Annotated in this window: 29 protein-coding genes; 21 read left to right on the top strand and 8 right to left on the bottom strand. The window is 59.8% G+C overall.

All coding sequences use genetic code 11. From position 1 onward, the window contains the following. Positions 1-4: 4 nt before the first annotated feature. The 5 genes from AACY02_RS20835 to AACY02_RS20815 all read right to left on the bottom strand — a co-directional run bounded on the left by AACY02_RS20835 (position 5) and on the right by AACY02_RS20815 (position 4099). Positions 5-2707, bottom strand: coding sequence for a toprim domain-containing protein (locus AACY02_RS20835; protein ID WP_339433588.1), 2703 nt, complete (start codon positions 2705-2707; stop codon positions 5-7). Further along, on the bottom strand, positions 2707-2958 hold the full coding sequence (locus AACY02_RS20830) for a hypothetical protein (protein WP_177031608.1): 252 nt from the start codon (positions 2956-2958) through the stop codon (positions 2707-2709). Before AACY02_RS20830 ends, AACY02_RS20835 begins: the two co-directional genes overlap by 1 nt. A gap of 72 nt (positions 2959-3030) precedes the next feature. Beyond that, on the bottom strand, positions 3031-3393 hold the full coding sequence (locus tag AACY02_RS20825) for a hypothetical protein (RefSeq protein WP_339433577.1): 363 nt from the start codon (positions 3391-3393) through the stop codon (positions 3031-3033). Next, entirely contained in the window at positions 3390-3869 is a 480-nt protein-coding gene (locus AACY02_RS20820) for a YmfL family putative regulatory protein (RefSeq protein WP_339433576.1), read from the bottom strand. The genes AACY02_RS20825 and AACY02_RS20820 overlap by 4 nt, the downstream gene beginning before the upstream one ends. A gap of 29 nt (positions 3870-3898) precedes the next feature. After that, the gene (locus tag AACY02_RS20815) at positions 3899-4099 is read right to left on the bottom strand and encodes a DNA-binding protein (RefSeq protein ID WP_160054840.1); all 201 of its coding nucleotides are present in this window, start codon (positions 4097-4099) and stop codon (positions 3899-3901) included. An 87-nt stretch (positions 4100-4186) separates the two neighbouring features. Between AACY02_RS20815 and AACY02_RS20810 the strand changes: the two genes are divergently transcribed. Next, complete coding sequence (locus AACY02_RS20810) at positions 4187-4555, top strand: helix-turn-helix domain-containing protein (RefSeq protein WP_160054843.1); 369 nt, start codon at positions 4187-4189, stop codon at positions 4553-4555. A 103-nt stretch (positions 4556-4658) separates the two neighbouring features. After that, positions 4659-4844 (top strand): hypothetical protein, encoded by a 186-nt coding sequence (locus AACY02_RS20805; RefSeq protein WP_160054845.1) that lies wholly within the window; start codon positions 4659-4661, stop codon positions 4842-4844. Positions 4845-4904: 60 nt separating this feature from the next. Here AACY02_RS20805 and AACY02_RS20800 read toward each other — a convergent pair whose 3' ends face one another. The 3 genes from AACY02_RS20800 to AACY02_RS20790 form a co-directional block, all read right to left on the bottom strand. Then, complete coding sequence (locus AACY02_RS20800) at positions 4905-5162, bottom strand: ogr/Delta-like zinc finger family protein (protein ID WP_008084736.1); 258 nt, start codon at positions 5160-5162, stop codon at positions 4905-4907. Positions 5163-5227: 65 nt separating this feature from the next. Beyond that, entirely contained in the window at positions 5228-6106 is an 879-nt protein-coding gene (locus tag AACY02_RS20795; RefSeq protein ID WP_339433575.1) for a phage portal protein, read from the bottom strand. Next, on the bottom strand, positions 6018-8072 hold the full coding sequence (locus tag AACY02_RS20790) for a terminase large subunit domain-containing protein (protein ID WP_339433574.1): 2055 nt from the start codon (positions 8070-8072) through the stop codon (positions 6018-6020). Before AACY02_RS20790 ends, AACY02_RS20795 begins: the two co-directional genes overlap by 89 nt. Before the next feature lie 163 nt (positions 8073-8235). Here AACY02_RS20790 and AACY02_RS20785 point away from each other — a divergent pair, with 163 nt between their 5' ends. The 19 genes from AACY02_RS20785 (at position 8236) to AACY02_RS20695 (ending at position 21640) form a co-directional block, all read left to right on the top strand. Beyond that, positions 8236-9150, top strand: coding sequence for a GPO family capsid scaffolding protein (locus AACY02_RS20785; protein WP_339433573.1), 915 nt, complete (start codon positions 8236-8238; stop codon positions 9148-9150). Position 9151: 1 nt separating this feature from the next. Then, positions 9152-10171, top strand: a complete 1020-nt coding sequence (locus tag AACY02_RS20780; RefSeq protein WP_339433572.1) for a phage major capsid protein, P2 family — start codon at positions 9152-9154, stop codon at positions 10169-10171. Next, complete coding sequence (gpM, locus tag AACY02_RS20775) at positions 10168-10890, top strand: phage terminase small subunit (protein ID WP_339433571.1); 723 nt, start codon at positions 10168-10170, stop codon at positions 10888-10890. The genes AACY02_RS20780 and gpM overlap by 4 nt, the downstream gene beginning before the upstream one ends. 98 nt (positions 10891-10988) lie before the next feature. After that, positions 10989-11450 carry a head completion/stabilization protein gene (locus AACY02_RS20770; RefSeq protein ID WP_339433587.1) on the top strand — a complete coding sequence of 154 codons (462 nt, stop codon included), beginning with the start codon at positions 10989-10991 and terminating at the stop codon, positions 11448-11450. Beyond that, a complete protein-coding gene (locus AACY02_RS20765; RefSeq protein ID WP_339433570.1) occupies positions 11447-11893 on the top strand; it encodes a phage tail protein in 447 nt (148 codons plus the stop codon). The genes AACY02_RS20770 and AACY02_RS20765 overlap by 4 nt, the downstream gene beginning before the upstream one ends. Beyond that, positions 11880-12563 carry a phage virion morphogenesis protein gene (locus AACY02_RS20760; protein WP_339433569.1) on the top strand — a complete coding sequence of 228 codons (684 nt, stop codon included), beginning with the start codon at positions 11880-11882 and terminating at the stop codon, positions 12561-12563. The genes AACY02_RS20765 and AACY02_RS20760 overlap by 14 nt, the downstream gene beginning before the upstream one ends. 11 nt (positions 12564-12574) lie before the next feature. Beyond that, positions 12575-13690 (top strand): DUF2586 domain-containing protein, encoded by a 1116-nt coding sequence (locus tag AACY02_RS20755; protein WP_339433568.1) that lies wholly within the window; start codon positions 12575-12577, stop codon positions 13688-13690. A gap of 5 nt (positions 13691-13695) precedes the next feature. Continuing rightward, a complete protein-coding gene (locus AACY02_RS20750) occupies positions 13696-14145 on the top strand; it encodes a phage protein (protein ID WP_064381012.1) in 450 nt (149 codons plus the stop codon). Beyond that, on the top strand, positions 14145-14357 hold the full coding sequence (locus AACY02_RS20745) for a TraR/DksA family transcriptional regulator (protein WP_339433567.1): 213 nt from the start codon (positions 14145-14147) through the stop codon (positions 14355-14357). Before AACY02_RS20750 ends, AACY02_RS20745 begins: the two co-directional genes overlap by 1 nt. Then, complete coding sequence (locus AACY02_RS20740; RefSeq protein WP_122594882.1) at positions 14354-14560, top strand: hypothetical protein; 207 nt, start codon at positions 14354-14356, stop codon at positions 14558-14560. Before AACY02_RS20745 ends, AACY02_RS20740 begins: the two co-directional genes overlap by 4 nt. Then, positions 14557-15090 (top strand): lysozyme, encoded by a 534-nt coding sequence (locus AACY02_RS20735; protein ID WP_339433566.1) that lies wholly within the window; start codon positions 14557-14559, stop codon positions 15088-15090. Before AACY02_RS20740 ends, AACY02_RS20735 begins: the two co-directional genes overlap by 4 nt. Then, the gene (locus AACY02_RS20730) at positions 15090-15545 is read left to right on the top strand and encodes a lysis protein (protein WP_339433565.1); all 456 of its coding nucleotides are present in this window, start codon (positions 15090-15092) and stop codon (positions 15543-15545) included. The genes AACY02_RS20735 and AACY02_RS20730 overlap by 1 nt, the downstream gene beginning before the upstream one ends. A 43-nt stretch (positions 15546-15588) precedes the next feature. After that, positions 15589-15882, top strand: coding sequence for a putative phage tail assembly chaperone (locus AACY02_RS20725; RefSeq protein ID WP_064392723.1), 294 nt, complete (start codon positions 15589-15591; stop codon positions 15880-15882). A gap of 23 nt (positions 15883-15905) precedes the next feature. Next, positions 15906-16046, top strand: a complete 141-nt coding sequence (locus AACY02_RS20720; protein WP_163005298.1) for a DUF6890 family protein — start codon at positions 15906-15908, stop codon at positions 16044-16046. Positions 16047-16053: 7 nt separating this feature from the next. After that, the gene (locus AACY02_RS20715; RefSeq protein ID WP_339433564.1) at positions 16054-18039 is read left to right on the top strand and encodes a phage tail tape measure protein; all 1986 of its coding nucleotides are present in this window, start codon (positions 16054-16056) and stop codon (positions 18037-18039) included. Further along, a complete protein-coding gene (locus AACY02_RS20710; protein WP_123533180.1) occupies positions 18036-18353 on the top strand; it encodes a DUF2590 family protein in 318 nt (105 codons plus the stop codon). The genes AACY02_RS20715 and AACY02_RS20710 overlap by 4 nt, the downstream gene beginning before the upstream one ends. Continuing rightward, complete coding sequence (locus AACY02_RS20705; protein WP_339433563.1) at positions 18350-19525, top strand: baseplate J/gp47 family protein; 1176 nt, start codon at positions 18350-18352, stop codon at positions 19523-19525. Before AACY02_RS20710 ends, AACY02_RS20705 begins: the two co-directional genes overlap by 4 nt. Beyond that, positions 19518-20042, top strand: coding sequence for a phage tail protein (locus AACY02_RS20700; protein WP_123533176.1), 525 nt, complete (start codon positions 19518-19520; stop codon positions 20040-20042). The genes AACY02_RS20705 and AACY02_RS20700 overlap by 8 nt, the downstream gene beginning before the upstream one ends. Before the next feature lie 8 nt (positions 20043-20050). Beyond that, positions 20051-21640: a phage tail-collar fiber domain-containing protein gene (locus AACY02_RS20695; protein ID WP_339433562.1), complete on the top strand. Its 1590-nt coding sequence runs from the start codon at positions 20051-20053 to the stop codon at positions 21638-21640. Positions 21641-21648: the final 8 nt, after the last annotated feature.

Below are 21648 nucleotides of genomic sequence, written 5' to 3'. Positions count from 1 at the left end.
GCGGCTACTCCCGGAAAATGAAGCAGCGCATGGTGGAAGGGATGTGGGCGGTTGGTGCCATGTCCTGCTGCCGGGCACGGATCGCGCTTTCCACCCGTTTCTGAGTGTCCAGGCATTGGTGAGCACGGCAGTCTTTAAGCAGGCGACGCAGTACGGCGAGGTCCGGAATTCGCTGACGGTGCTCGAGCGCGACTTCGGCGAACTGGTTGAGGTTGATGGCAATCACGCCGGCTTTTTTGCTGTGGTTGACCATCGGCGCAGAAGGCAGCGATTCCAGGTAGTCAAAAACCTGCCAGAACTCGTTCACTTCCTTCGGATCGGTGCTGATCGCCGCTTGGCGCTCGTTCGCTGCTTTCAGAATGTATTTGCGGCAGGCCTGGACCATGTAGTCCGGGATCGCGATGACAAGCTGCAGGCAATCCAGCAAGGCCAGCATCATGCTGTGGTTCTTGATGACCCGATCGGATGCCAGGTTACGGGTCGCCCAAAGCTCGGCACGGTACTTGGGATACAGCTCCGCGAAGCGCTTGAGCACCTGCTGTTCGGCGCGCATTGCCTTCACCATGAAGTGGCTGACGTGTTCCAGTTCGGCCTGGACGATCGCATCAGCAGCTTTGCGACTCTCGTCGGTGATCACGGGCTTGAGAAACGGCAGCCGGACGATACGGCTGATGATCGCTTCGTGGCCGTTGACGATGGCGTTCTGGGCGATCACGATGGACGCGCGAAACGGCGGCTCGTAGGTGTCGTTGCTGTTGGATTTGACGCCACGGGTACGCAGGGTGCCGCCGCCATAGAAGTCCTTGAACTGGTCCCACTCGAAAGCCTTGGTATTGTCCTCGTTGGTGTTTCGGTCTGCCTCGAGGAGTACCAATGGGAGGTTGGCAACCTGGCCCATCGCACGGCTCAAACCCGAGAACGAACTTTTGGCCGGGTCGAAGCCCTCATAGATCCGCCCGAAGAGTTTCCAGATGAATTTAATCAGCGTGGTTTTGCCCGAATCGGGCTCGCCCGACATTTCCAGGAACGGGAAGCTCTCATGCTCAGCCCTGATCTGCTCAGCGAACAGCGAGCCAAACCAGTAGGTGAGGGCCAGAATTCCGTTCTCGCCGAAGACGGTCCAAAGGTTCGGTAGCCAGTCTTCGCGATAGCCCTTGCTGTCCAAGGCCATCTTGAGCTTTACCGACTTCATGAGGCATTTGACCCGCTGCTTGCCGAACTCGAAATAGTCCTCGTCATTGGCCTTGTAGACAGATCCGCCGTGGATGGCGATGTCATTGAAGATGTACGCCTTGTGATCACGGCTGTAGCCCAGAAAGTCGATGGTCTCCACGGTTTTCAGGCGTTCGGTTTGCCGAATGATGATCTGGTCCAAGTGCTTCTGAGTGCCCAGCCAAGTGGCGCCGGAATACATCAGACGGGTCTTGAACTCGCTGCTCGAGGAGATCTGTTTCGGAGTGAAGGTGTAGTTCTCGCCCAGATCGTCGTGGATACCCAGCACCTGGAAGTAAAACCACGCCTCGTTGGTGACGTCGTTCACCTGCTTGTACAGCGCCTCAAAGCGGCAGTTAGCCAGAAGCTTCAGGCTGCAGACGTTCTGCAGCACCTTGCGGCGGGCTGCTTTATCGTTGAGATGCTGGTCTTCGTGGTCTTCGCTGGTTGCCAGCGCTTTCTGCTCCTCTTCGAGCTTCGACAGGTCGAACTTCGCCCAGTAGGTCTGGTTGCCGAAATCAAAAGCGAACTCCGGGAATCCTTCTTCCCAGGTGTACATCAGTAGCGCCTTCTCTTTCGGCGAGGGAGCCAACAGCAAATCACCTTCATGGCGTGCGGCATCCAAATTACGCTTGCGCTTGTCGTTGCGGGCCTTACCTTCTTCTTCGAACTGCCAGCGCTGGTGCAGGTCGTTCCAGTCGACTTTCTTATCCCGCTGCGGAATGAGCGCAGCCTTACACGTGAAGCCCATCTCGCGGGCCTGTTTCACCCAGCGCAGCAGGTAGGCGCGTGCAGTTGGTTCGTTGTCTAGACCCCAGACCAGAGTGGGAAGATTGCCCGGACGCTGCTCGAGCAGTTGCTTCAAAGCTTCGATCGGGAAATTCACGCTCGACATGGCTGACACCGCATCGACGGTGTTTTGCACCAGGGCAACGGCGTCAAAGATGCCCTCGACTATCCACAGCTCTTTTACGGTGGCCAAGTCCACACTCGGTGGGCACCACCACTCACCTTGGGCGCTGTATTTGGGCTTGAAGCGGGCCTTCATTTTGCCGAAGCGGTAAGGGCGATCGATCAGGCGTTCCCAATAGCCACCGTTCGGCAGGGTGAAACGAATCGTGGCGCTCGACTCGTTCGTTTCGTGGTTGACGTAGTTTTCTTGGGTGAACCAACCGGTCATATTTCCAGTGTTCAAGCCCCGGGCGAATTCCAAATACGCACGGGCCGTTACGGTCGGATCGTTGTCCGTCGCCGGCGCTCGCTTGCTCCAATCCTCGAACAGGTCTTCATAAATTTCTTTGACGTGCTCGATATGACCACAGCGCTCTGGGCGGCCACAGCGGATCTGCCAGGGTTTGTCGTGGCGGGCATAAAGCTCTTTCTTGTTGCAGGCAGGGCACACGCCGCCTCGCATGTAGTTCGTGCCTACACGTAACTTCAAGCCGAAGTCGTCTTCCAGCCGTTGAAGTACTTGAGTTCGGATGTCTTCGTTCATCATGATTTTTTCGCTGCTTTAAGGCTGAGGCCGAGGCTTTGGGTGAGGGCGCCGATCAGGTGTTTCTGAGCGGCCATCACAGGGCTGTTGGCAAGGATCGATCCGTGGCGCAGGCCATCGGGAATCAGGCGGTACTGGTCCGCGTACCAAAGGTCGTTGAAGCTGAGACGGTATTGCTCGCGCAGGCTGGCCAGGAGCGCCTTCGCCTGATCGGGCGTCAGTTTTGCGTTGATGTTCATGGCGTTTTCCATCGTCAAACCTCAATTTCGGGCGCAGCTCACCCAAACCCACGACTAGCAGGCTCAGGACAGTGGTAGGGGGGCTTAGGTGGCGGAGGTGATACGGGTGGCGCGGCCGGCGGCTATCAAGTGTTCGTAGATCAGGTGGACAGGCACCGACCAAGTGCAACCACGGACCGGGTCAATGATGACCACCGCATGGGATTCACTTGCATGGATATCGAGCCGTTGCCGGACATTGATTTCGTGAAGGTCGCTCATTGCTTCACAGGTGAGCCGGATCGCAAGCGGCTTATCAGCCTGAAAGCTATCCACCAGGTGGTTGGCGGTGCGCTCAATGAATTGACCTTGATCGCTAAGGTGCTCCCCTTGATGACGTTCAAGGAATGTGAGAGCAGCAGCCCGGATAGTGCTGCGGTAATCCAGATCCTTGGAAGCGATGTTCATTTGGCTTTCCCCGACTTAGACGCGTGCAATTGGATGACGGCGAGAACTTCGGCGTGTCTGGCCGCGAGGTGCAGTGAGTCCGCGTGAAGGATCGCTTCGGCCTCGGCCTCGCTGATGATCCCGTCCTTCAACGCCTCCTCAATGAGGTGGTCGACGGTGCCCTTCTTGGCTGAGGCTTGGACGCAGCGGGTGTACATTTCGACGTTGTCCAACGCTTCAGGCTCAACCACTGGAACGAACATCCCGCCGTACATTGCTGCGATGTACTGGGGTAGAAATGTTGTCCCAGCCTCAAGCTCGAGCTGGTGGATCTGTGCGTCGGTCAACGGGCGACTCTTGTTGTTCTCATAGGCGTGGTTGTCGAACTTTTTGAGTGGCAGACCGATGCGAGGGGCTGCGCATTCGCGTCCGCCTGGATAGGCGCAGATGATTGCGCTGACTACCTGACGCCGAGTTTTTAGAACTGTGCTTTTCATGTTCTGCTTTTCCCTGTGGCCCGGTGCTATTACTGTTCGATCACGCCGTCTTTGATGCCCAGCAACACTGCGGCGCGATGTGCCTCCCCGCGGCGACCTTTTTTACGACCGTTTAAAAGGTCGCTGACCAAATTCTTATTCAGCGTGTGGATCCGACAAAACTCCGCAATGCTCATTCCTTTGTGATCCAAGGCCTCGCGGGCTTGCTCGGGTGTAAGGGTGGCGGGCATAGTGTTCGCTCGTGTGCGTTTGTGTGGATTCGTGTTCGTACGGCGCTGATTATGACCAGTTTATTTGTCCTGTAAAGGGGCTAAAGTTTGAAAAAATTGTCATCTAGTGAGATCTCGGAGTTGAGTGCGGGCGAATGCTTGCGCGAAGAAAGGGTTCGATTGGGGCTTAAACAAGAGGAAATGGCTCAAATTGGCGGCGTAACCCGGAACACTCAAGGGAGCTACGAACGAGATGAGCGCCGCCCGGATACTGGCTATTTGAAGGCCTTGCATGCCGTGGGTCTCGACATCCTGTATGTCGTCACGGGCGTCCGAACGCCTTCTCCCGTTGGGGGGTTGAGCGCGGACGAAGAGGTGATGGTGAAGCGGTATCGCAGCATGCCTCAGGAAGACCAAAAATCTGTGCGTCGCTTTCTGCAGGCCATCGCAGATGACGTTGCCAAGAGCTCGAATTAACTTGTAACAAAACATGTAAGACATTCGTCGCACCCCGGTTTTAAAGCCGTTTCCAGTCCCCGATAACGTCGATTCAGCAATGCACTTATATGGAGTAGTGAGCATGTTGGATCGCGCAAGAATCGATAACGGTCATGTACAAACTGTTGAGTTTGAATGGCACGCCCTCTCGAATATTGAACGTCGCCTGGTTGGGCTATATCGCCAGTTGACCGAAGAAGATCGAAAGCAACTACGGCGCCTCACCGAGGCATTGGCGACGATTCCAGAAGAACTGGAAGCAAGCTGATCGCTGTTAGCTCAATGGATAGATACGATCGCCGACACCTATGAGTCGGCGGTTTGCAAATCACGCCACCGCCTGTGATCCCAGCTGCTCGAACAGCTCCCGCTGTTTCGCTCTGGGCATATCCCGCAAATGGTCGAACAACATCCTTTCGAAAGACTGAGCCGATGGGCTCAACGTGTGCGAGAACGTCAGATTTGCGACCCATGTGTGCCCGCACTTTGCGTCCAGGCACTGGCAGTACAACTTGGCGAACTCCGTTGATAGCTTCTCGCGTGAAGCGATCCGTCCTCTGTGCCCGCATTTGCATTCAACTCTCATTATGTCCCTCCCCAGGGAAGCCAATCGCCACCAGTTTGCCATATTGTGTAGTGGCAATCTCTTAGCTAGACAATAGATGCGGGATAATCAACTACTGTTTCGGCTTCTCTCCAGTTGATTCGCCTGTCCGGTAGAAGCGTGTCGTTGACCTGATTGAACAGTTGGCAGATCGGCCTGATCTCGTTGCTGGTGTACACCCGGTCAATCTTTTCGATGTCGCCGAAACCACCGCTGTTTTCCGGAATGATGCCGGCGAGTGCTGGATTCATTCGCCAAGCGGCGATCACGTCGTTGCGGGTGATGTTCTTCACCTTCTCCAGCTCGTCCTTGGCTTGGAAATCCCCTACGGGGATGATCTGGATCGCGTTTTCTTTGCCGTTGGGGATGTTGACGAACATCGAGCGGAAGTTGCCCACGCCCTTGCTGGAGCTGATCTGCGCGCGCAGGTTGTCTTCGTCCTCTTCGGTCAGATCCGGATCGTTGGTGTAGAAGATGTAGCCGGCGTGGGCGCCGTTGCTGTAGTAGCGCCGGCGGAACAGGGTTGCGGCTTCGTTGAGCAGCAGCGCCTGCAGGCCGCCCAGGTAATCCGGAATGCCGTAAATGGTCTGTTCGACGTCGTAGTCCATGACGTGCTCGATCTCCTCCTGGTCGAAGTCCATGAACTTGTTGTCCGGTAACAGCATCCGGAAACCGCCGTCCACCTTCACCCGCATATTGATCGCCGGCAGATGCTGCAGCTCCAGCACCTGGCCGAAGACGTTGATGTCGCGATAAAAAAACGCATCGCCGAACACCATGTAGTCCAGACCTGCGCAGCCCATTGTCCGAGCACTGCAGCCGGCCGAGGGAATGAACTCACGCAGCAGCAGGTTGCGCTTGAACTTCGGAATAGCGCCGTGGTGCGCATTGGCGCGCAGCAGTTTGGCCAGACCGGTGCGCGACACCGGTGGCTTGTAAATTTCGCCGTCGTCGCTGGGAAACACCCCCACGTACTCGCCGATGTTTCCCGATAGCACTTGTTCGGGTTCGCCGAACGTAAACGCCCGCATTGGCTGTTGCTGTTGCACCTGATGGTTGACCAGGCGTTTTTTGCGTCGAAGCTTGGGCATCGTTTCCACTCGTGACGTAGCGGCTACGACGCCGCTTGTTGGTGTTCAAGGGTTCGTTGGCCAGGGCGTGCATGACCGCCCAGGCGATGTCGGCGTGGCCGGTGGCATCTGTGCGCGAGGCGCTGTAGGTGACCTGGCCGCTGTTAGTGGTGCCGCGCTTGATGGTCAGGAACGCCTGGGCGATGTCGGTCCATCCGGCATCCCACTCGATGCGGCTGCCTTGGATCGTGTCCTGGGCTTTGAGCACCAGGGCGTTCTTCGCCTCGAGGCTGTAATGAATCGGTGTCGCCTTGGCGTAGAAGTCGCGCACCAGGTCGAACACGCCGTAGCCCACGCCGGTGACGTCGATGCCGATGTGCTGGACATTGAAGCGCTCGGTCAGCTTCTTGACCTGGGCGGCCTGGTACGTGAACGAATGTCCTCGCCAGCTGTGCTTCTCCAGGATCCGGAACTTCGCACCAGGCTCGAGCGGCGGGGCGATGACCACGCACGTCGCGTCGTCGCGGGTGCGACTCGGGTCGTAACCCAGCCAGACCGGACTGTTGCCGAACGGTCGTTCCTCGTCGGGCTTGTAGTCCTCCCACAACGACAGGTCGGAATAGCACCGCTCCAGATCCTTGAGGCCGAACGCGCTCTGTGTGCTGTCGATGAACTTGCAGTAGAAGAGCTGCTGAAACTTGTCCTCGTCGTACTCCAGCTGCAGCTGCTCGAGGTCGAACAGATCGCAGCCGCCGTCGATCGCATCCTGAATAGTGATGGTCTTGCGCCATTGGCCGTCCGGACACAGCGCACCTTGGGTATACGCCGCCTCGATCGGCCAGGTGCCGCCGGCCTTTTTCCCGCGCTTGCTGTTGCGGAAGTCTTCGCCGGTCCAGAACGGGTAGGCCTGGTGCGACACCGCGCTGGGCGTCGAGAAATAGGTCTTGCGCCATTTTTTGTGGGTGCCCATGGCGCTGGCCACGGTGCTGAGCTTTTCGAAATCGCGGATCCAGAAATATTCGTCGACGTAGACGTGACCGTGGTAGCCCTGGGCGGTGCTGCTGTTGGTGCTGAGAAAGCGCAGTTCAGCGCCGTTGCTCAGCACGATCGGGTTGCCGGTCAGCTCGATGTCGAACCACTGTTTGGCGAACTGGATGATGTAGCTGCGAAAGATCTCGGACTGCGATCGGCTGGCCGACAGAAAGACCTGGTTGTCGCCACTCAACACCGCGTCCATGAACGCTTCGCCGGCGAAGTAGTAGGTCAGGCCGACCTGACGACTTTTTAGGATGTTGCGGATCCGGCAAGTCAGCGGGTTCTGTTTGGCCGCGAACAGCTCCTGCTGGTAGCGGTACATTTTGCTGATGAACTTATCCAGGAAATCGACTTCGGTCAGCCCGCTGATGTCGTTCTTGGCCTTTTTCTCTTTCTTCTTGCCGCCGCCTTCGCCACGCCCGGAACGTTCGCCACGGGGTCGCTGGCGAGGTTCCGGGGAATCGCCTGTCTCGTCTCCGATCAATGCCACCGGCGCCGGTTTCGCCGCTTGTTTGAGCAGCCGTTCGCGCACCACTGTCAGCCGGTCCAGCTCGTTCAAATCGTCCTTGGACAGACTGCCGACCCTGTCCAGTAGCAGCGTGATACGTCGGCCGACAGCGGTGAGCGGTTCTTCGTCCGACAGCATGTCTTCCCAGCTGCCCTGGCGGATCCAGTAATAGACGATCCGGATGTTGGGCAGGTTGAGTTGCGCCTGAATTTCCTTGGCCTTACAGCGGCGCAGAAACAGGCGTTTGGCGGCTTCTTTAACTTCGGTCGAGTAGTACATGCGCCGCAGTCTATGCGGCGAAAACGGTGAAAACGCGGGGTTAAATTCTGCGATCAACCTAGATCGTGAATCTAGGAGGAACGCGCAATTGAACCGTTTGTTAGGGGGCGTTTTGCTCCATATCTTGGCGGCTCAAACCACCGATTGAGCGCAGTTATCGCCCATGCCCCGTTCCCTTGTTTCGTTCTGGAAACGTGTCGCCACCAGCGGCACCACCGCCGATGGCCGCGAGATCCTTCCCCAGGAACTGCGCGATATCGCCGAGACCTACAAACCGTCCAAATACACGGCTGTGATCTGGTGCGACCACGAACGCTGGAGTGGTTCCCACGGCACCGTTTATGCGGTGCGCCTGGTGGAAGAGGGCGATGACCTGGAAGAGGGGCAAATTGCCCTGGAAGCCCAGCTCAAGCCCAACGATCGACTGCTGTACCTGAATGATCAGGGCCAGAAGCTATTTACCAGCATCGAGATCACCCCGAACTTCGCCGGCAGTGGCAAAGCCTACCTGTCCGGTCTGGCTGTCACTGACGAACCAGCCAGCCTGGGCACGCAGGAACTCTACTTTTCCAAGAAAACCAACCAGACCGCGTACTACGCCGCGTCAGTTGAATTGGGCTCCCTGCGTGACACCCAGCCACAAGGCGAACTGCAGAAGCTGATCACCGCGTTTACGGGGTTGTTCAAACGCTTCGGCATCGAAGAAATCCCCGCAAACCCGCAATCCCCCACAGAGAGCAAACCCCCAATGGATGAAGCTACAGCCAAGGCTATTCAGGCCCTGATTGAACAGCAGTTGATCGTGACTGCTGGTCTGCAGGCCCTGGTCGACGGTTTCGCTGAAGTAGTGCCAGAGATCGACGACGAGCCTGTCGACGACGTACAAAGCGCGGTCGACGTGATCATTGCCACCGCTGAGGAAGAAAAGAACCTCAGCCGTAATTCCGGCAACAAAGCTGTTCTTGCCGGTTTGGCGAAGCTGCAGAAGCAGTTCACCGCACTGCAGAACACCCCGAGCGGTCGCCAGTTGCCCCGCACCTCGGGTCCGGTAACTACCGCCAAAAAGCGGGTGCTCTGATATGGGCCAGCCACTGAGCGCCAATGGCGCCAAGCAATACGCAGAGCTGCAGGAGGCGATCGCCGAAAGTTACGGCATCGAGAGCGCCACCAAGACCTTCAGCGTCGAGCCGTCCATTGCTCAAGAGCTGAACGACTCGATCACCGCCAAGGCCGATTTCCTGGAGCGTATCAACGTCGTTCCGGTCAGCGAGATCAAGGGTGAAAAGGTGTTCATCGGTGTTAACGGTCCGGTCACTGGCCGCACCAACACCAAGACGACCGATCGGGAAGCCAAGGACGCTTCCGCGCTGGAAAACACCACCTACGAGCTGAGCGACACCCAGTCCGACGTGGGTTTGCCATACGCCAAGATCGACGCCTGGGCGAAGTTTCCGGACTTCAAAGATCGCTATTCCGCCGCTGTGCAGAAGCGCATTGCCCAGGATCGAATCGTCATCGGCTTCCACGGCACTCACGCGGCAACGCAAACCGATCTGGCTGCCAACCCCAAGCTGCAGGACGTGAACAAGGGCTGGTTGCAGCAACTGCGTGAGCAGGCCCCGCAGCAGGTTCTCAAAGAGGGCGCCACCGCTGACAAGGTCAAGCTGGGCGCCGGTGGCGACTATGCCAACCTCGATGCCCTGGTGCACGACACCAAGCAGATGGTTGACGAGATCCTGCGCGAAGACGGCGACCTTGTGGCGATCATCGGTTCCGACCTGTTGGCGGCTGACAAGGCCAAGCTGTACACCAAACAGGGCGACACCCCGACCGAGAAAGAGCGCATCGAAAACCTGCAGGTCATCGCGACCTATGGCGGTCTGCCTTCGTTCAGCGTGCCGAACTTCCCGGTCAACGCCGTGTTGGTCACCAGCTGGGACAACCTGTCGATCTACTTCCAGGATTCGAGCTGGCGTAAGCAGACGGTCGACAACCCTAAACGCTCCCGCGTCGAGGACTACAACAGCCGCAACGAAGGTTACGTGATCGAGCAACTGGAAAAGATCGCGCTGACCGAAAACGTGGAGCTGGTTGCGTGAGCCTCGCCCTTGCGCACAAGCGCCGCACCTTGGCCATGGGTGTAACTGCCGCTGCCGCTGCCCTCTCGGGTGCGGCCCTGGCGTACACCCCGGCTGATGCACTGAGCAGCCCCGCCAATGCGCGCAAGCATTTGATGCTGCAGGAAGCGGCGTTGGACCAGGATCTGGAGCGCATCAGCGCAATCAACGGCCTGGCCGGACGCCAGGCACTGAAGCGTGATGAGTTGCTGCCCAAGTACCAGGAATACGTGCAGCGCTACTGCGAATCGGGGCTGAATTTCCCTAACCGTGTTGCGGTGCAGGTCATGGTTTGGCTGTTCGACACCGTCCAGTTCGATGACGCCTTGGAACTGGCGGACTTCCTGATGGAGCAAGGCCAGCAGATGCCCGAGCGCTTCAAGCGCCGGGATATCCAGACCTTTGTTGCTGACGCCGTGTGTGAGTGGGCCTACGCCGAATACACCGCCCAGCGTAGCCCGGAGCCGTACCTGTCCAACCTGTTGCCTTTTGTCGACGGCAAATGGGAGCTGACGGAGCAGATCCCGAGCAAGTACCACAAGTTGATTGGGATGCTGGCCATGGAGGCCAAGCAGTGGGACGTCGCGCTCAAGCATCTGGAGCGTTCGACGGAGCTGTACGCACAGGCCGGCAATAACACACGCATCAAAGAGGTCCGCAGGGCCTTGGAAAAAGCGGCCGCTAACCCGGTCACCCAGTAACCGACTACCCCCCCCAGCGGGAACCTGTGGAAGTGAGCCGCCCATTTATGGACCGTCCCACTGAAAACAGGCTTCCCGCCCTATTCGAGTGGCCAGCAATGAGCTTTTCCGGGAAACCCACCACCTTTGTGGAACAAGCGATCGAGAACGACGGCTTCTGGCCGGACCTCTCCGTGACCGAGTTCCAGAAGGGCTACCGCCTGCCGGCGGAGCACCTGGTAGAGATGCTGGTCATCAACCTGGCTACGGCCATGACCGAGGTCAACCGTGACCTCGCCAAGTTAAAAGCGCGCTGGCAGGGCGCTGGAGTGTCACGCGTTGAATCTGCAGACACCACCGTCCTGCCGGAGCGCACCTATCAAGCCGAGACGTACAAGCGCGCCGTGTATTGCCGCGCTAAGGCCAGCTTGCTGCCGGAATTCGCCTCGATCATCCGCCGCGAAAGCGCGGAGAATCTGGGCAAGGAAGCCCCCGAGCGCAAAGAAACATTCCTTGAGTTCAGCCAGCAGGCCGTGCGATCGCTGCAGGGCCGTGGCCGCATCACGGCGGCACTCCTGTGATCAAGCTCCGCGCTTTGACCGCGTATCTGATCGAGCGCCGGCTGGTTCAGTCCGAGCAGCTCGACAGCTGGACCAACCAGGTGAATCTCGAACTGATCTGGAAGCCCGACGTCGGCGGCATGCGCATGGGTGACATGCGCTACAGCGCCACGATCGCCTTGGAACGTTTCGCCGATCACCCGGGGCGCCTGATGGCGTTGGTGGGCAGTTGGCTCGAGGGCAACGACCAGGAGCGCGACGAACTACCGGCGGCGAAGTTCGACATCACCATGCTCGACAGCGATTTGGCCGACGTCGACATCACCCTCGAATTCATCGAGCCGCAATACCTGGCCGAGGATCCGGATGGCGAAATCGAGGGTTTTGGTAAGACCTGGTCGTTCATCCCGTTTGACTTGTGGGTCGCTGAACACGGCGAGGTGTCGAGCCATGGCCGGTCGTAGCAACGTCGATCTCGACATCAGGGGCTATCTCGGGGCGCAGGAACAACTGGCCTTGCTCAGCCTGCCGCCAAAACTGCGCCGGCGTTTGCTGAACAACGTCTCCAAGCGTGTGCGATCGATGAGCCGCAAGCGCGTGCGCGACCAGCAGAACCTGGACGGCTCGCCGTTCGAGGCGCGCAAGGGGTCGAGCAAGGGCAAAAAGAAGATGGAAGCGGGTCTGGCCAAGCTGATGCAGGTCACCAGCGTCAATGCCGACGAAGCCGTGCTCGGTTGGAAAAATGCCCTGACCAGTTGGGTCGCGGCGCAGCAACACAATGGCGTCAGTGAGCGCCGTACGGCCGCTCAAATGAAGCGGTGGAATACCGTCCCCGCCGGCCTGGCTGCCACGGAAAAGCAAGCTAAGCGCCTGCGCAAGTTGGGTTTCAAGGTTCGCCAGGAGGGCAAGAAGTCTCTGACCAGACCGTCAGTGGCTTGGATTCAAGAACACGTCAACTACGCCAGGGCGGGACTACTGATCCGCATCCTGGACGACGAAAAAACCGAGAGCAGCGGCGCACAAAGCTGGGAGATCACCTTGCCCAAGCGCCAATTCATCGGCGTCGGCACCGAAGGCGATACCGCCTCGCTGCTGAACCAGGTGCTCCAACAAATCCTTAATTCACCCCGCTAGCGAGGCACTGCATGGCACTCGGCAAAGTCAGCGTTAACAACCTCAATCTCGGCCAGGGTGCCGTGACTGAGATCGAACGCTATTTCCTTTTCATCGGCACCGCCGCCAAAAACGTCGGCCAGTTGCTCGCCCTCAATACCGACAGCGACCTCGACGGTTCGCTGGGTATTCCGGCCAGTGACCTGAAAACTCAGATCACGGCCGCACGTCTCAACGGAGGCGATCGCTGGGCGTGCCTGGCTGCTCCGATCGCGGCCGATGGTAGCTGGTCCGAAGCACTGACCAACGCCCAGCAAAAAGGCTTTTCCGTCGAGGCGGTGGTGATTACTACCCCAGTGGATGCCGGCAATGAACTGTCAGTCATGCATGACGCGGCGATCGCGCTGAACAACACCTTTGGCCGTCGCACTTTTGTCATGGCGGCAAGTGCCGGCATCACTGTGCAGCAGACCTGGGCGGAATACCTGACCGAGCAGAAAGCGATCACCGCCGATCTGGCTGCGCCGCGTGTCCTGGTCGTGCCGCAGTTGCACGGCAATGACCTGGGCGTGCTGGCTGGCCGACTGGCCAACGCCGCCGTGAGCATTGCCGATAGTCCGATGCGCGTGGCGTCTGGTGCTCTGCTGGGCCTGGGCACCGTTCCCGTCGACAAGGAAGGCGTGCCGTTGCCGTCCGCCATTCGCGCCGAGCTGGACGCCGCACGTTTCTCCGTGTCGCAAACCTATGCCGATTACCCGGGCGTGTTCTGGGGCGACGGGAACATGCTCGATGCGCCGGCCAGTGACTTTCAGGTGGTCGAGTACCTGCGCCTGGCCGACAAGGCCGCTCGCCAAGTTCGCCCGCTGCTGATCCGCCGTGTCGGTGATCGTCGCTTGAACAACTCGCCCAACAGTATGGCTGCGGCTATCAGCGCATTCATGAAACCGCTGCGCCAGATGGCCAAGTCCACCACTTTCGCCGGTGAGGTGTTCCCGGGCGAGATCGAATCGCCGAAGGACGGCGACATCGTCCTGGTGTGGCACAGCAAAACCAAGGTTGAGATCTACATCAAGATCCGGCCGCTCAACTGCCCGAAAGACCTGACGGCCAACATTGCCCTCGACCTTTCCAGCGAAGATTCGGAGTAACCCTTATGTCCCGTATTGGCGGTAAAAACTTCGACATCAACCTGGGCGATCTGCAGATCCATGTCGAAAGCTGCACCCTGGATATCACTGACAACACCGCCGTGGCGCAAACCCGTGGCGTGCCCAACGGCACCGTTGACGGCGATGTGTCTGCCAGTGGCGAGTTCGAGTTCGACACCAACAACTTCAACCTGCTGATCGAGGCGGCACGCTCTGCCGGCAGCTTCCGCCAGTTGGAGCCTTTCGACTCGGTGTTCTTCGCCAAAGCAGGCGATGAAGAGCTGCGCATCGAGGCCTTCGGCTGCAAGTTGAAGGTGTCCAGCCTGCTCAGTGTCGACCCGAAAGGCGGCGAGAAAACCAAGCATAAGGTGCCGTTCGACGTTTCCAGTCCGGACTTCATCCGCATCAACGGCGTGCCGTACCTGGCTGCGGCCGAGATCGAGGGCCTGCGCTGATGGTCTGCCCGTTCGACCGCGCCCAGGCATTGGAGCAACGCCAGCGTGATCAGGCGATCGCCGCTCAGCTGGCCCGCACGCGGCCGATCGGGCCAAGCCTGACCCATTGCGAAGACTGTGATCAGCCGATCCCGGAAAAACGCCAGGCGCTGGGCGGTATGACCCGCTGCGTGCCGTGCCAAACCATTTTTGAGAAAGAGGTTCTGCGATGAGCGCGAATCAGGTCGCCCAGGACACCGCCGTTGCCTTGGCCAAGGCGTCGCCCGCAATTGGCGTGGCCGCTACAGGTGTAACGGGTACCGTCGATTGGTCGGCGGTCGCTTACATGCTGACCGCGCTCTACATGGTGCTGCAGATCCTTCTGCTGATTCCAAAGTATCGCCAGATGCTGCTCGATTGGAAGGGCAAGTCGTGAGCCTGCGCAACAAGATCGCCGCCGGCGCCATTGTGCTGGCCAGCGCGCCTTTGCTCGCGTTCCTGGGCAAGTGGGAAGGCAACGGCCAGAACGTGGTGTACGCCGATAAGTTGGCCCGTGGCCTGCCTACGGTGTGCAAGGGCATCACCCGTTACACCAGTCCGTATCCGCTGATCGTCGGTGACTACTGGTCGCCGGCACGCTGTGCCGAGATGGAGCAGCTGGTGATCGAGAAAGGCCAACTGGCTCTGGCTGACTGCCTGAACAATCAGGCGATCGGCCAGAAGACCTTCGACGCCCTGAGCAGCCACTCGCACAACTTCGGCGTGGCCAGTACCTGCGCCAGTCGGGCTGTCGGCCTGATCAATGCCGGTCGCATCGCCGAGGGCTGCAAGGCGTTGGCCTGGGCGCCCGATGGCAAAACACCGGTGTGGTCGTTTGTGACCGATGCCCAAGGCCGAAAACAATTTGTACCAGGGCTGCACGCTCGCCGGCGGGACGAAGCCACCGTTTGCGCTGAGGACTTGTGATGCTGCGCGAGCTTCTGTTTCCACTGCTGGCCTGCCTGGCGGCGTTCGTTGGGTTCGACATCCTGCAGGGACAGCGCGACACCGCGCGGGCCGAGCGTGATGCAGCCCAGTACGAAGCCAGCGGCTTGCGTGAAGCGGCCCGAATCAGCGGCGAGATGATCGCTGCCCGAGACGCGATCGACCGTAACCGTACCCAGGAACTGACCGATGCACGCACTGAAATTGATGCTTTGCGCCTTGACGTTGCCGATGGCCGTCAGCGGCTGCGCGTCAAAGCCACCTGCAGCAGCACCACGCCAGACACCACCGCCGCCGGCGGCGTGGCTGATGCAGGTACCGCCGAACTCGCAGCAGACGCTCGACCGGATTATTTCACCCTCAGAGATCAGCTTGCCCTCAGCAAGCAAATGATCCTGGGCCTTCAGGACTACGTCAGCCAGGTGTGCCTGCGCTGACCCGAATCACCCCTTTAACCCAACCACCAAAACGGACATGAACATGAGCCAGATCCAATCCCGCGAAATCACCCTGGAAATCGGCGAGAAAGAATTCGCCTTCAACCTGACGCCCCAGGACGTGACCAAGTACTTCAACGCCATGACCGCCAACAACAAGGTCGCGCCGTCCTTCAACTTGCTGAGCACCACTGTGCTGCCGGCGCAGAAGGCCGATCTGCGCGAGCTGATGGTTAACCCGGTTAACACCATGCAGATCGCCGGCGCACTGCTCGAGGAGTACGCCCCTGACATCGGGATCATCGTAAAAAAGCCCTTGAGCACGCTGACCGCCTGACCGAGGACGGGCTGGGCCAGCTGATGGCCCTGACCAACCGTTGGCTGCCTGGTGCCGAGCCCACCATTGAAAACATGGGCACGGCCAAGTGGCTGGAAGACGAACACTGGAAGCGCATGGAATTTGCCGTAGCCAACGGCATTGCCCATGCGCTGAACGGATAGGACACACATGGCCGACCGTAGCGCCCGCCTGGACTTCATCCTGGCCCTGACCGACAAGGTCACTGCACCGTTGGGCAAGGTGAAAACGGGTTTTTCCGACCTTGCTGAGCAAAGCGAAAAGAACATCAAAACGATGGGCATGGGCTTGGCCGGTGTGACGGGTGCTTTCGTCGGTATCAACGAATCGCTGCAGCCTGCGCTGGAAATGAACCGCGCCCTGGGCGAGGTCAAATCGTTGGGCGTGGCCGAGGACGCGCTGACGGCGCTGAATCAGAAATCCCTGGAGTTCTCGGTGAACTACGGCGAGAACGCCCGGGATTTTGTCGCGTCGGCGTACAGCATCGAAGGTGCGATTAAGGGCCTGACCGGCAGCCAGTTGGCCACCTTTACCAACACCAGCAACCTGCTGGCCAAGGCCACCAAATCCGACGCTGAAACCATGGGTGCCTACGTTGGCACCATGTACAACCTGTTCAAGGGCCAGGCCGACGCCATGGGCAAGGGCGAATGGGTTGAAAAACTCGGTGGCCAGACAGCTTTGGCGGTGCAGCTGTTTCGAACCGACGGCGCCCAACTCAAGGACGCCTTCAAGGAAGTGGGCTCGATCGCCTCTGCTGCCGGCGTGGATATTGCGGAGCAGTTCGCGGTGATCGGCTCGCTGAGCAGCACCATGGAAGGCGGCGATGCCGGCGGCCGCTACAAGGCGTTCTTCGAGAACCTGGGCGCCGCCTCCGAGAAGATGGGCATGACCTTCACCGACTCCAACGGCAAGGCGTTGCCCATGTTGCAGATCATGGAAAAGCTGCAGGGAAAACTGGGTGACCTGACGAGTGCTTCGGCCAACACCAAACTGACGGAGGCGTTTGGCGGGGAGGGTGCGCAGGTGATCACGTCCCTGGCCAAGGACACCGATCGGCTGCGCAACGGCATGGATAAGTTGGGCAAGGTGCGCGGCCTCGAGGACGCCGAGCACATGGCCAAAGCCATGGTGGACCCGTGGCAACAATTTGCAGCAGCGGTGGAAGCGCTGCGCATCGCCTTCGGCCAGGCACTGATCCCGATCCTGACGCCGCTGATGGCCAAGCTTTCCGGCATTGCCGGCACCATGACGCGCTGGACTCAGATCTTCCCCAACATCACGCGGGTGATCGGCATCGTCTCGCTGACGATCCTGGCGCTCATTGCCGCCATGTCCCTGCTGACGTTTGCCGTCGGTGCCGGCCGTATGGCGTGGATGGCCATGGTGACGGTCTGGAAAGTGGTGCAGCTGCTCAATCTGCGGGCCGTGGCCGGGTTCATTCTACAGGTGGCGGTGATCGCGCTGTACGTCGCGGGCCTGACGATTTTGTACACCACGATGGGGATCATTCGCACAGCCATGCTGCTGTGGCAGGGCGCGATCTGGCTGGTCAACGTTGCTCTGACGGCCAACCCTATCGGCGTAATCGTGATGGGGATCGCCGCTCTGATCGCGCTGGTCGCCGTCGCCATTTACTACTGGGATGACTGGACGTCTGCGCTGATGAACACCGAGGCGTTCAAATGGGTCAGCGCGCAGCTCAAAGCACTTTCCGACTGGTTCACGTCCATGGGCGGCTGGAGTGGCATGGCGAAGGCGGCGTGGGACGGCATCGTCGCGATCTTTCACAAGTCGATCAACAACCTGATCGAGCTGCTGAACAAGATCCCCGGCGTCGACATCGAGACCAAGTTCGGCGCAATGCCCGAGGTGCCCGGTACCGACATCGGCGTCAACACCGCAGACAGCGCTGCAGCGGCGCAAAAGGCCCAGCAGACGATCAACGCGGCCATTCCAACCCTGTCGCCGGTGCGTCCCAACGCCGTGCCACCGGGTGGCCTGCTGACCAGCATTCAGAACAACAACAGCAGCCAGAACAAGGGCACCCATGTGGAAACACTGAACATCAATACCGCCAAACCCATGACCCCGCTGGAGCTTGAAAACATGATGAGCATGGCGGTCCCGGGATGAGCGAATACATCGACCTGCTGATCCACGACAACGACCTGGTGCTCGATCCGTCCCGCCAGCCCGAGCTGATCGATGACCGGGCCAGCATCGCCCAGGACATCGCCCACATGATCCGCGACAGCGGACTGCTGGTGACGTTGGTGGCCGAGCGCAACCGCCTGAAACAGCGCGACTGCATTCAGCAACTGGAGCTGCTGGTCGAGGCGGACGAACGCCTGGTACCGGGTACGGCACTGATTACCCAGCTTGAGCCTGGGCAGTTCCTGGTGACGGCCACAACCCTGAAATTCGGCAGTATCGAGGTGACGTTGTGAGTGACGTGGATTTCAAACAGGCCCTGTCCGATGCCGGCATTCCGACCACTGAGGCTGGCCTGCGCCAGGCGTGGGAAGCGGAAGTACTCGCCCAGGGCAGCAAATTGAGCAACACCAGCACCTGGTCGCCATTCTGGCGGGTGGTCACCGCGTTGGTGACCAAACCCGTGCTGTGGATTCTCGACTTGTTTGTCGCCACGGTACTGCCGAATTTCTTCGTCAAAACCGCCGTAGATGCTTGGCTCGACATGCTGGCCTGGGGTGTGAATGTCGAGCGCAAGGGGGCTACCAAAGCCAGCGGCATGTTGCTGTTCACCCGTGTGGCCCCGGGCGGGGCGCTTGAGGTCGCGAAAGGCACGGTGGTGGAGTCCGCCGCGATCAATGGCCACGTTTACCAGTTGGTGACTACGGCGGTCGGCACCTTTACCGATGGCCTGATGCAGTTGCTGGTACCGGTTGAAGCGGTGGATGTCGGCAGCGGCTACAACTTGGCGCCCGGCTATTACGCCGTCTTGCCAGTGCCGATACCAGGCATCGCCCAGGTCGTCAACGCAGACGGCTGGTTGACCACACCAGGCGCGGACAGGGAGCCCAACGACGAGCTGCGTCTGCGCGTGCGCAATCAGTTCTCGGCGGTCAACCAATGGCACACCGACGCGGTGTATCGGGCGATGATTTCGGCGTTCCCGGGCGTGCGTCCGGATGGCGTGTATTTCGAGCATGGCGCCCCACGTGGCCCGGGCAGTGCCAACGCCTTTGTGCTGTTCGATGCCGACGTGCCGGCAGCGACTTACCTGGAGCAAATCAATTCGCACATCCGGGACCAGGGCAACCATGGCCACGGTGACGATCTTCTGGTGATGGTCATGCCGGAAACCCTGCACGCGTTGCGGGTGACCCTCTGGCCGCGCTCCACCTTGAGTGATGCCCAGCGGCAAACCCTGCAGGATGAAACCGCGCTGTTCATCCGCGCGGCGTTTCGCGAAAGCACCACCAGCGACTACCAGCCGACGCTGACTTATCCACAGTCGCGCTTTTCATTCAGCCGCCTTGGTGAAGAGCTGCACCAGCAATTCCCGGGGATCGAGTCGTTGCACTTCGACAACGACGACATCCTGTCAGAGCTGAACATTCCCCGGATCCAGAGTCTGGAGGTGCTGACCAATGATTAAGCTCGAGCTGAAATTCTGGTTGGCCGGTACCGAGCTGACCAAGCTCAAGGATGCCGCGCAGTCATGGTGGGGCAAGGTCGAGGGCTGGTTGCGCTGGCCGCTGCTGCAGCTGGACGCTGACACCTGCCATTTGACCATGCTCGATTTGCTGGCCTGGCAACGCGACATCACCCGCTTCAAAGGCGAGCCCGAAAGCATGTACCGCTTGCGCGTGAAGTTCGCCTTCATCAACGCGGTCGACGCCGGCAGCACCGCCGGGATGAAACGCATCCTGCAGCGCCTGGGCGTCGGCTACATCGAGATCGAGGAGCGCATGCCCGATCGGGATTGGGACGTCGTGCTGCTGCGTTTCTCGGACACCCAGCTTTCACAGAACCCGGAACTGCTGCGGGTTTTGATTCAGCAATACGGCCGCACCTGCCGCCGTTATGACTTCGTGACCATCACGCCGGTGCCGTTTCGCATCGCGCTGGTCGACTTCAACGACGACCAGCAAACGCTGGTTGCCAGTCTTTAGGAGCCCCCATGGGAGCCAGTATTACCCTTGCGGGTGAAAGCCTGATCGCGCAGAAACACGCCGCCCAGCTGGGCCTCGATGTCACGCGCTTTATTTTTGCCAACGTGCCCGGGCTTGACCCGAGCGGGCCAGTCGATCGCGCCGCGCCGAAACCTGACGCCGCGCAGATCGTTCACGTTTACGACATTCCCAGGGAGAACGCCGGCTACGTGAACCCCAACCAGGTGGTCTACAGCTCGCAGATCGGCTCCGACGTCGGCGACTGGGACTTCAACTGGATCGGGCTCGAGACGGCCGAGGGCGTGCTGTTCGCCGTGGCCTATGTGCCGCTGCAGATCAAGCGTCGCAACATTCCGCCGCTACAGATCGGCAACAACCTGACGCGCAACTTTCTGGTGGCGTTCGACGGTGCCCAGTCGCTGACCGGCATCACGATTGATGCCAGCACCTGGCAACACGACTTCACCGTGCGCTTGGCCGGCATCGATGAGCGTGAGCGATTGAGCAACCGCGACGTCTTTGGTCGTGCGTGTTTCTTCGGCGCCTCGCTGCAGTTGGTGAAGATCGGCAGCGCTTACCAGCTGCAACCGGGTAGCGCCTACATCGAAGGCATTCGCCTGGTGCGCTCTGCCGCGCTTGCGGTGGTGCCGCCGGCATTCCCCACCACGGCGTGGCTGGACGTTTCCCTGCGGCGTGAACTCAGCGATGTCGTGGCCAGCTGGAACGTGGTGTTTGCCGCCGATCGCCCTGACTACACCGACAGCGCCGGGGTACGCCATTACTGCGTCGCACTGGCGGATTTGCCGAACGCCGGCACCGTCACCGATCGCCGAAGTGTCGAGCTGATCGACGGGCCGCTGGTGAAGCACTTCGCGGCGCGCACGGGTGATTACGAACACCTGCGCGCCCGGGCGACCACCAAAGAAGACGTTGACCTGGGCAATCTGCCGAACGCCAAGAGCGACGATCCCAGCACCAACAGTAGCGAGATTCTGGCTACGACGGCGGCACTCAATAGGCTCCAGCAACAGGTCGGTGAATCGTTAACGGGCATGGTGGCCTCGTTCGCGATGAGTACAGCGCCATCTGGCTGGCTCAAGTGCAACGGCGCCGTGGTGTCGCGCACGACCTTTGCCAGCCTCTTTGCGCGTATCGGTACGGTGTTTGGGGCCGGTGACGGCACCAGTACCTTCGGCGTACCTGATCTGCGTGGTCTGTTTCTTCGCGGCCTGGACGATGGACGCGGTATCGATGCCGCTCGGGTACTTGGTGCTTATCAGGAAATGATGCATCAGTCCCACACTCACACGGCTTCGGCCTCTGCAGATGGTAATCACGTCCACTCTGCATGGACCGATGTCCAAGGGGCGCATACCCACGCGACTGCAGGTGCGCCCGGTATTGGTCAAGGTGCGCCCGGCGTCAACTCGGTGCAACAGTCGAGCGGTGCGCATGAAACTGCATGGGCTGGAGCCCACTCGCACAACGTAGGTATGAACGGCAGCGGAAACCACTCTCACGCGGTCACCGTTAATGCTGCCGGCGCCGCCGAAACGCGGCCAAAGAACATCGCCCTTCTTTTCTGCATCAAGTATTGAGACCGAGC

The sequence above is a fragment of the Pseudomonas sp. EA_65y_Pfl2_P78 genome (assembly GCF_963970495.1).
GTDB classification, from domain to species: Bacteria; Pseudomonadota; Gammaproteobacteria; order Pseudomonadales; family Pseudomonadaceae; genus Aquipseudomonas; species Aquipseudomonas baetica_A.
Note: the sequence above shows the minus strand (reverse complement) of the source record. Positions and strands in the feature narration are given on the sequence as shown.

Bases quoted from the DNA above. Each gene is read 5' to 3' on its own strand.
- AACY02_RS20700 (WP_123533176.1), top strand. From the start codon at position 19,518: ATGATTAAGCTCGAGCTGAAATTCTGGTTGGCCGGTACCGAGCTGACC.
- AACY02_RS20800 (WP_008084736.1), bottom strand. From the start codon at position 5,162: ATGAGAGTTGAATGCAAATGCGGGCACAGAGGACGGATCGCTTCACGC.
- AACY02_RS20750 (WP_064381012.1), top strand. From the start codon at position 13,696: ATGTCCCGTATTGGCGGTAAAAACTTCGACATCAACCTGGGCGATCTG.
- AACY02_RS20785 (WP_339433573.1), top strand. From the start codon at position 8,236: ATGCCCCGTTCCCTTGTTTCGTTCTGGAAACGTGTCGCCACCAGCGGC.
- AACY02_RS20820 (WP_339433576.1), bottom strand. From the start codon at position 3,869: ATGAAAAGCACAGTTCTAAAAACTCGGCGTCAGGTAGTCAGCGCAATC.
- AACY02_RS20830 (WP_177031608.1), bottom strand. From the start codon at position 2,958: ATGGAAAACGCCATGAACATCAACGCAAAACTGACGCCCGATCAGGCG.
- AACY02_RS20730 (WP_339433565.1), top strand. From the start codon at position 15,090: ATGCTGCGCGAGCTTCTGTTTCCACTGCTGGCCTGCCTGGCGGCGTTC.
- AACY02_RS20715 (WP_339433564.1), top strand. From the start codon at position 16,054: ATGGCCGACCGTAGCGCCCGCCTGGACTTCATCCTGGCCCTGACCGAC.
- AACY02_RS20780 (WP_339433572.1), top strand. From the start codon at position 9,152: ATGGGCCAGCCACTGAGCGCCAATGGCGCCAAGCAATACGCAGAGCTG.
- AACY02_RS20740 (WP_122594882.1), top strand. From the start codon at position 14,354: ATGAGCGCGAATCAGGTCGCCCAGGACACCGCCGTTGCCTTGGCCAAG.
- AACY02_RS20835 (WP_339433588.1), bottom strand. From the start codon at position 2,707: ATGAACGAAGACATCCGAACTCAAGTACTTCAACGGCTGGAAGACGAC.
- AACY02_RS20805 (WP_160054845.1), top strand. From the start codon at position 4,659: ATGTTGGATCGCGCAAGAATCGATAACGGTCATGTACAAACTGTTGAG.
- AACY02_RS20770 (WP_339433587.1), top strand. From the start codon at position 10,989: ATGAGCTTTTCCGGGAAACCCACCACCTTTGTGGAACAAGCGATCGAG.
- AACY02_RS20725 (WP_064392723.1), top strand. From the start codon at position 15,589: ATGAGCCAGATCCAATCCCGCGAAATCACCCTGGAAATCGGCGAGAAA.
- AACY02_RS20825 (WP_339433577.1), bottom strand. From the start codon at position 3,393: ATGAACATCGCTTCCAAGGATCTGGATTACCGCAGCACTATCCGGGCT.
- AACY02_RS20760 (WP_339433569.1), top strand. From the start codon at position 11,880: ATGGCCGGTCGTAGCAACGTCGATCTCGACATCAGGGGCTATCTCGGG.
- AACY02_RS20710 (WP_123533180.1), top strand. From the start codon at position 18,036: ATGAGCGAATACATCGACCTGCTGATCCACGACAACGACCTGGTGCTC.
- AACY02_RS20815 (WP_160054840.1), bottom strand. From the start codon at position 4,099: ATGCCCGCCACCCTTACACCCGAGCAAGCCCGCGAGGCCTTGGATCAC.
- AACY02_RS20790 (WP_339433574.1), bottom strand. From the start codon at position 8,072: ATGTACTACTCGACCGAAGTTAAAGAAGCCGCCAAACGCCTGTTTCTG.
- AACY02_RS20695 (WP_339433562.1), top strand. From the start codon at position 20,051: ATGGGAGCCAGTATTACCCTTGCGGGTGAAAGCCTGATCGCGCAGAAA.
- AACY02_RS20720 (WP_163005298.1), top strand. From the start codon at position 15,906: ATGGCCCTGACCAACCGTTGGCTGCCTGGTGCCGAGCCCACCATTGAA.
- AACY02_RS20745 (WP_339433567.1), top strand. From the start codon at position 14,145: ATGGTCTGCCCGTTCGACCGCGCCCAGGCATTGGAGCAACGCCAGCGT.
- AACY02_RS20755 (WP_339433568.1), top strand. From the start codon at position 12,575: ATGGCACTCGGCAAAGTCAGCGTTAACAACCTCAATCTCGGCCAGGGT.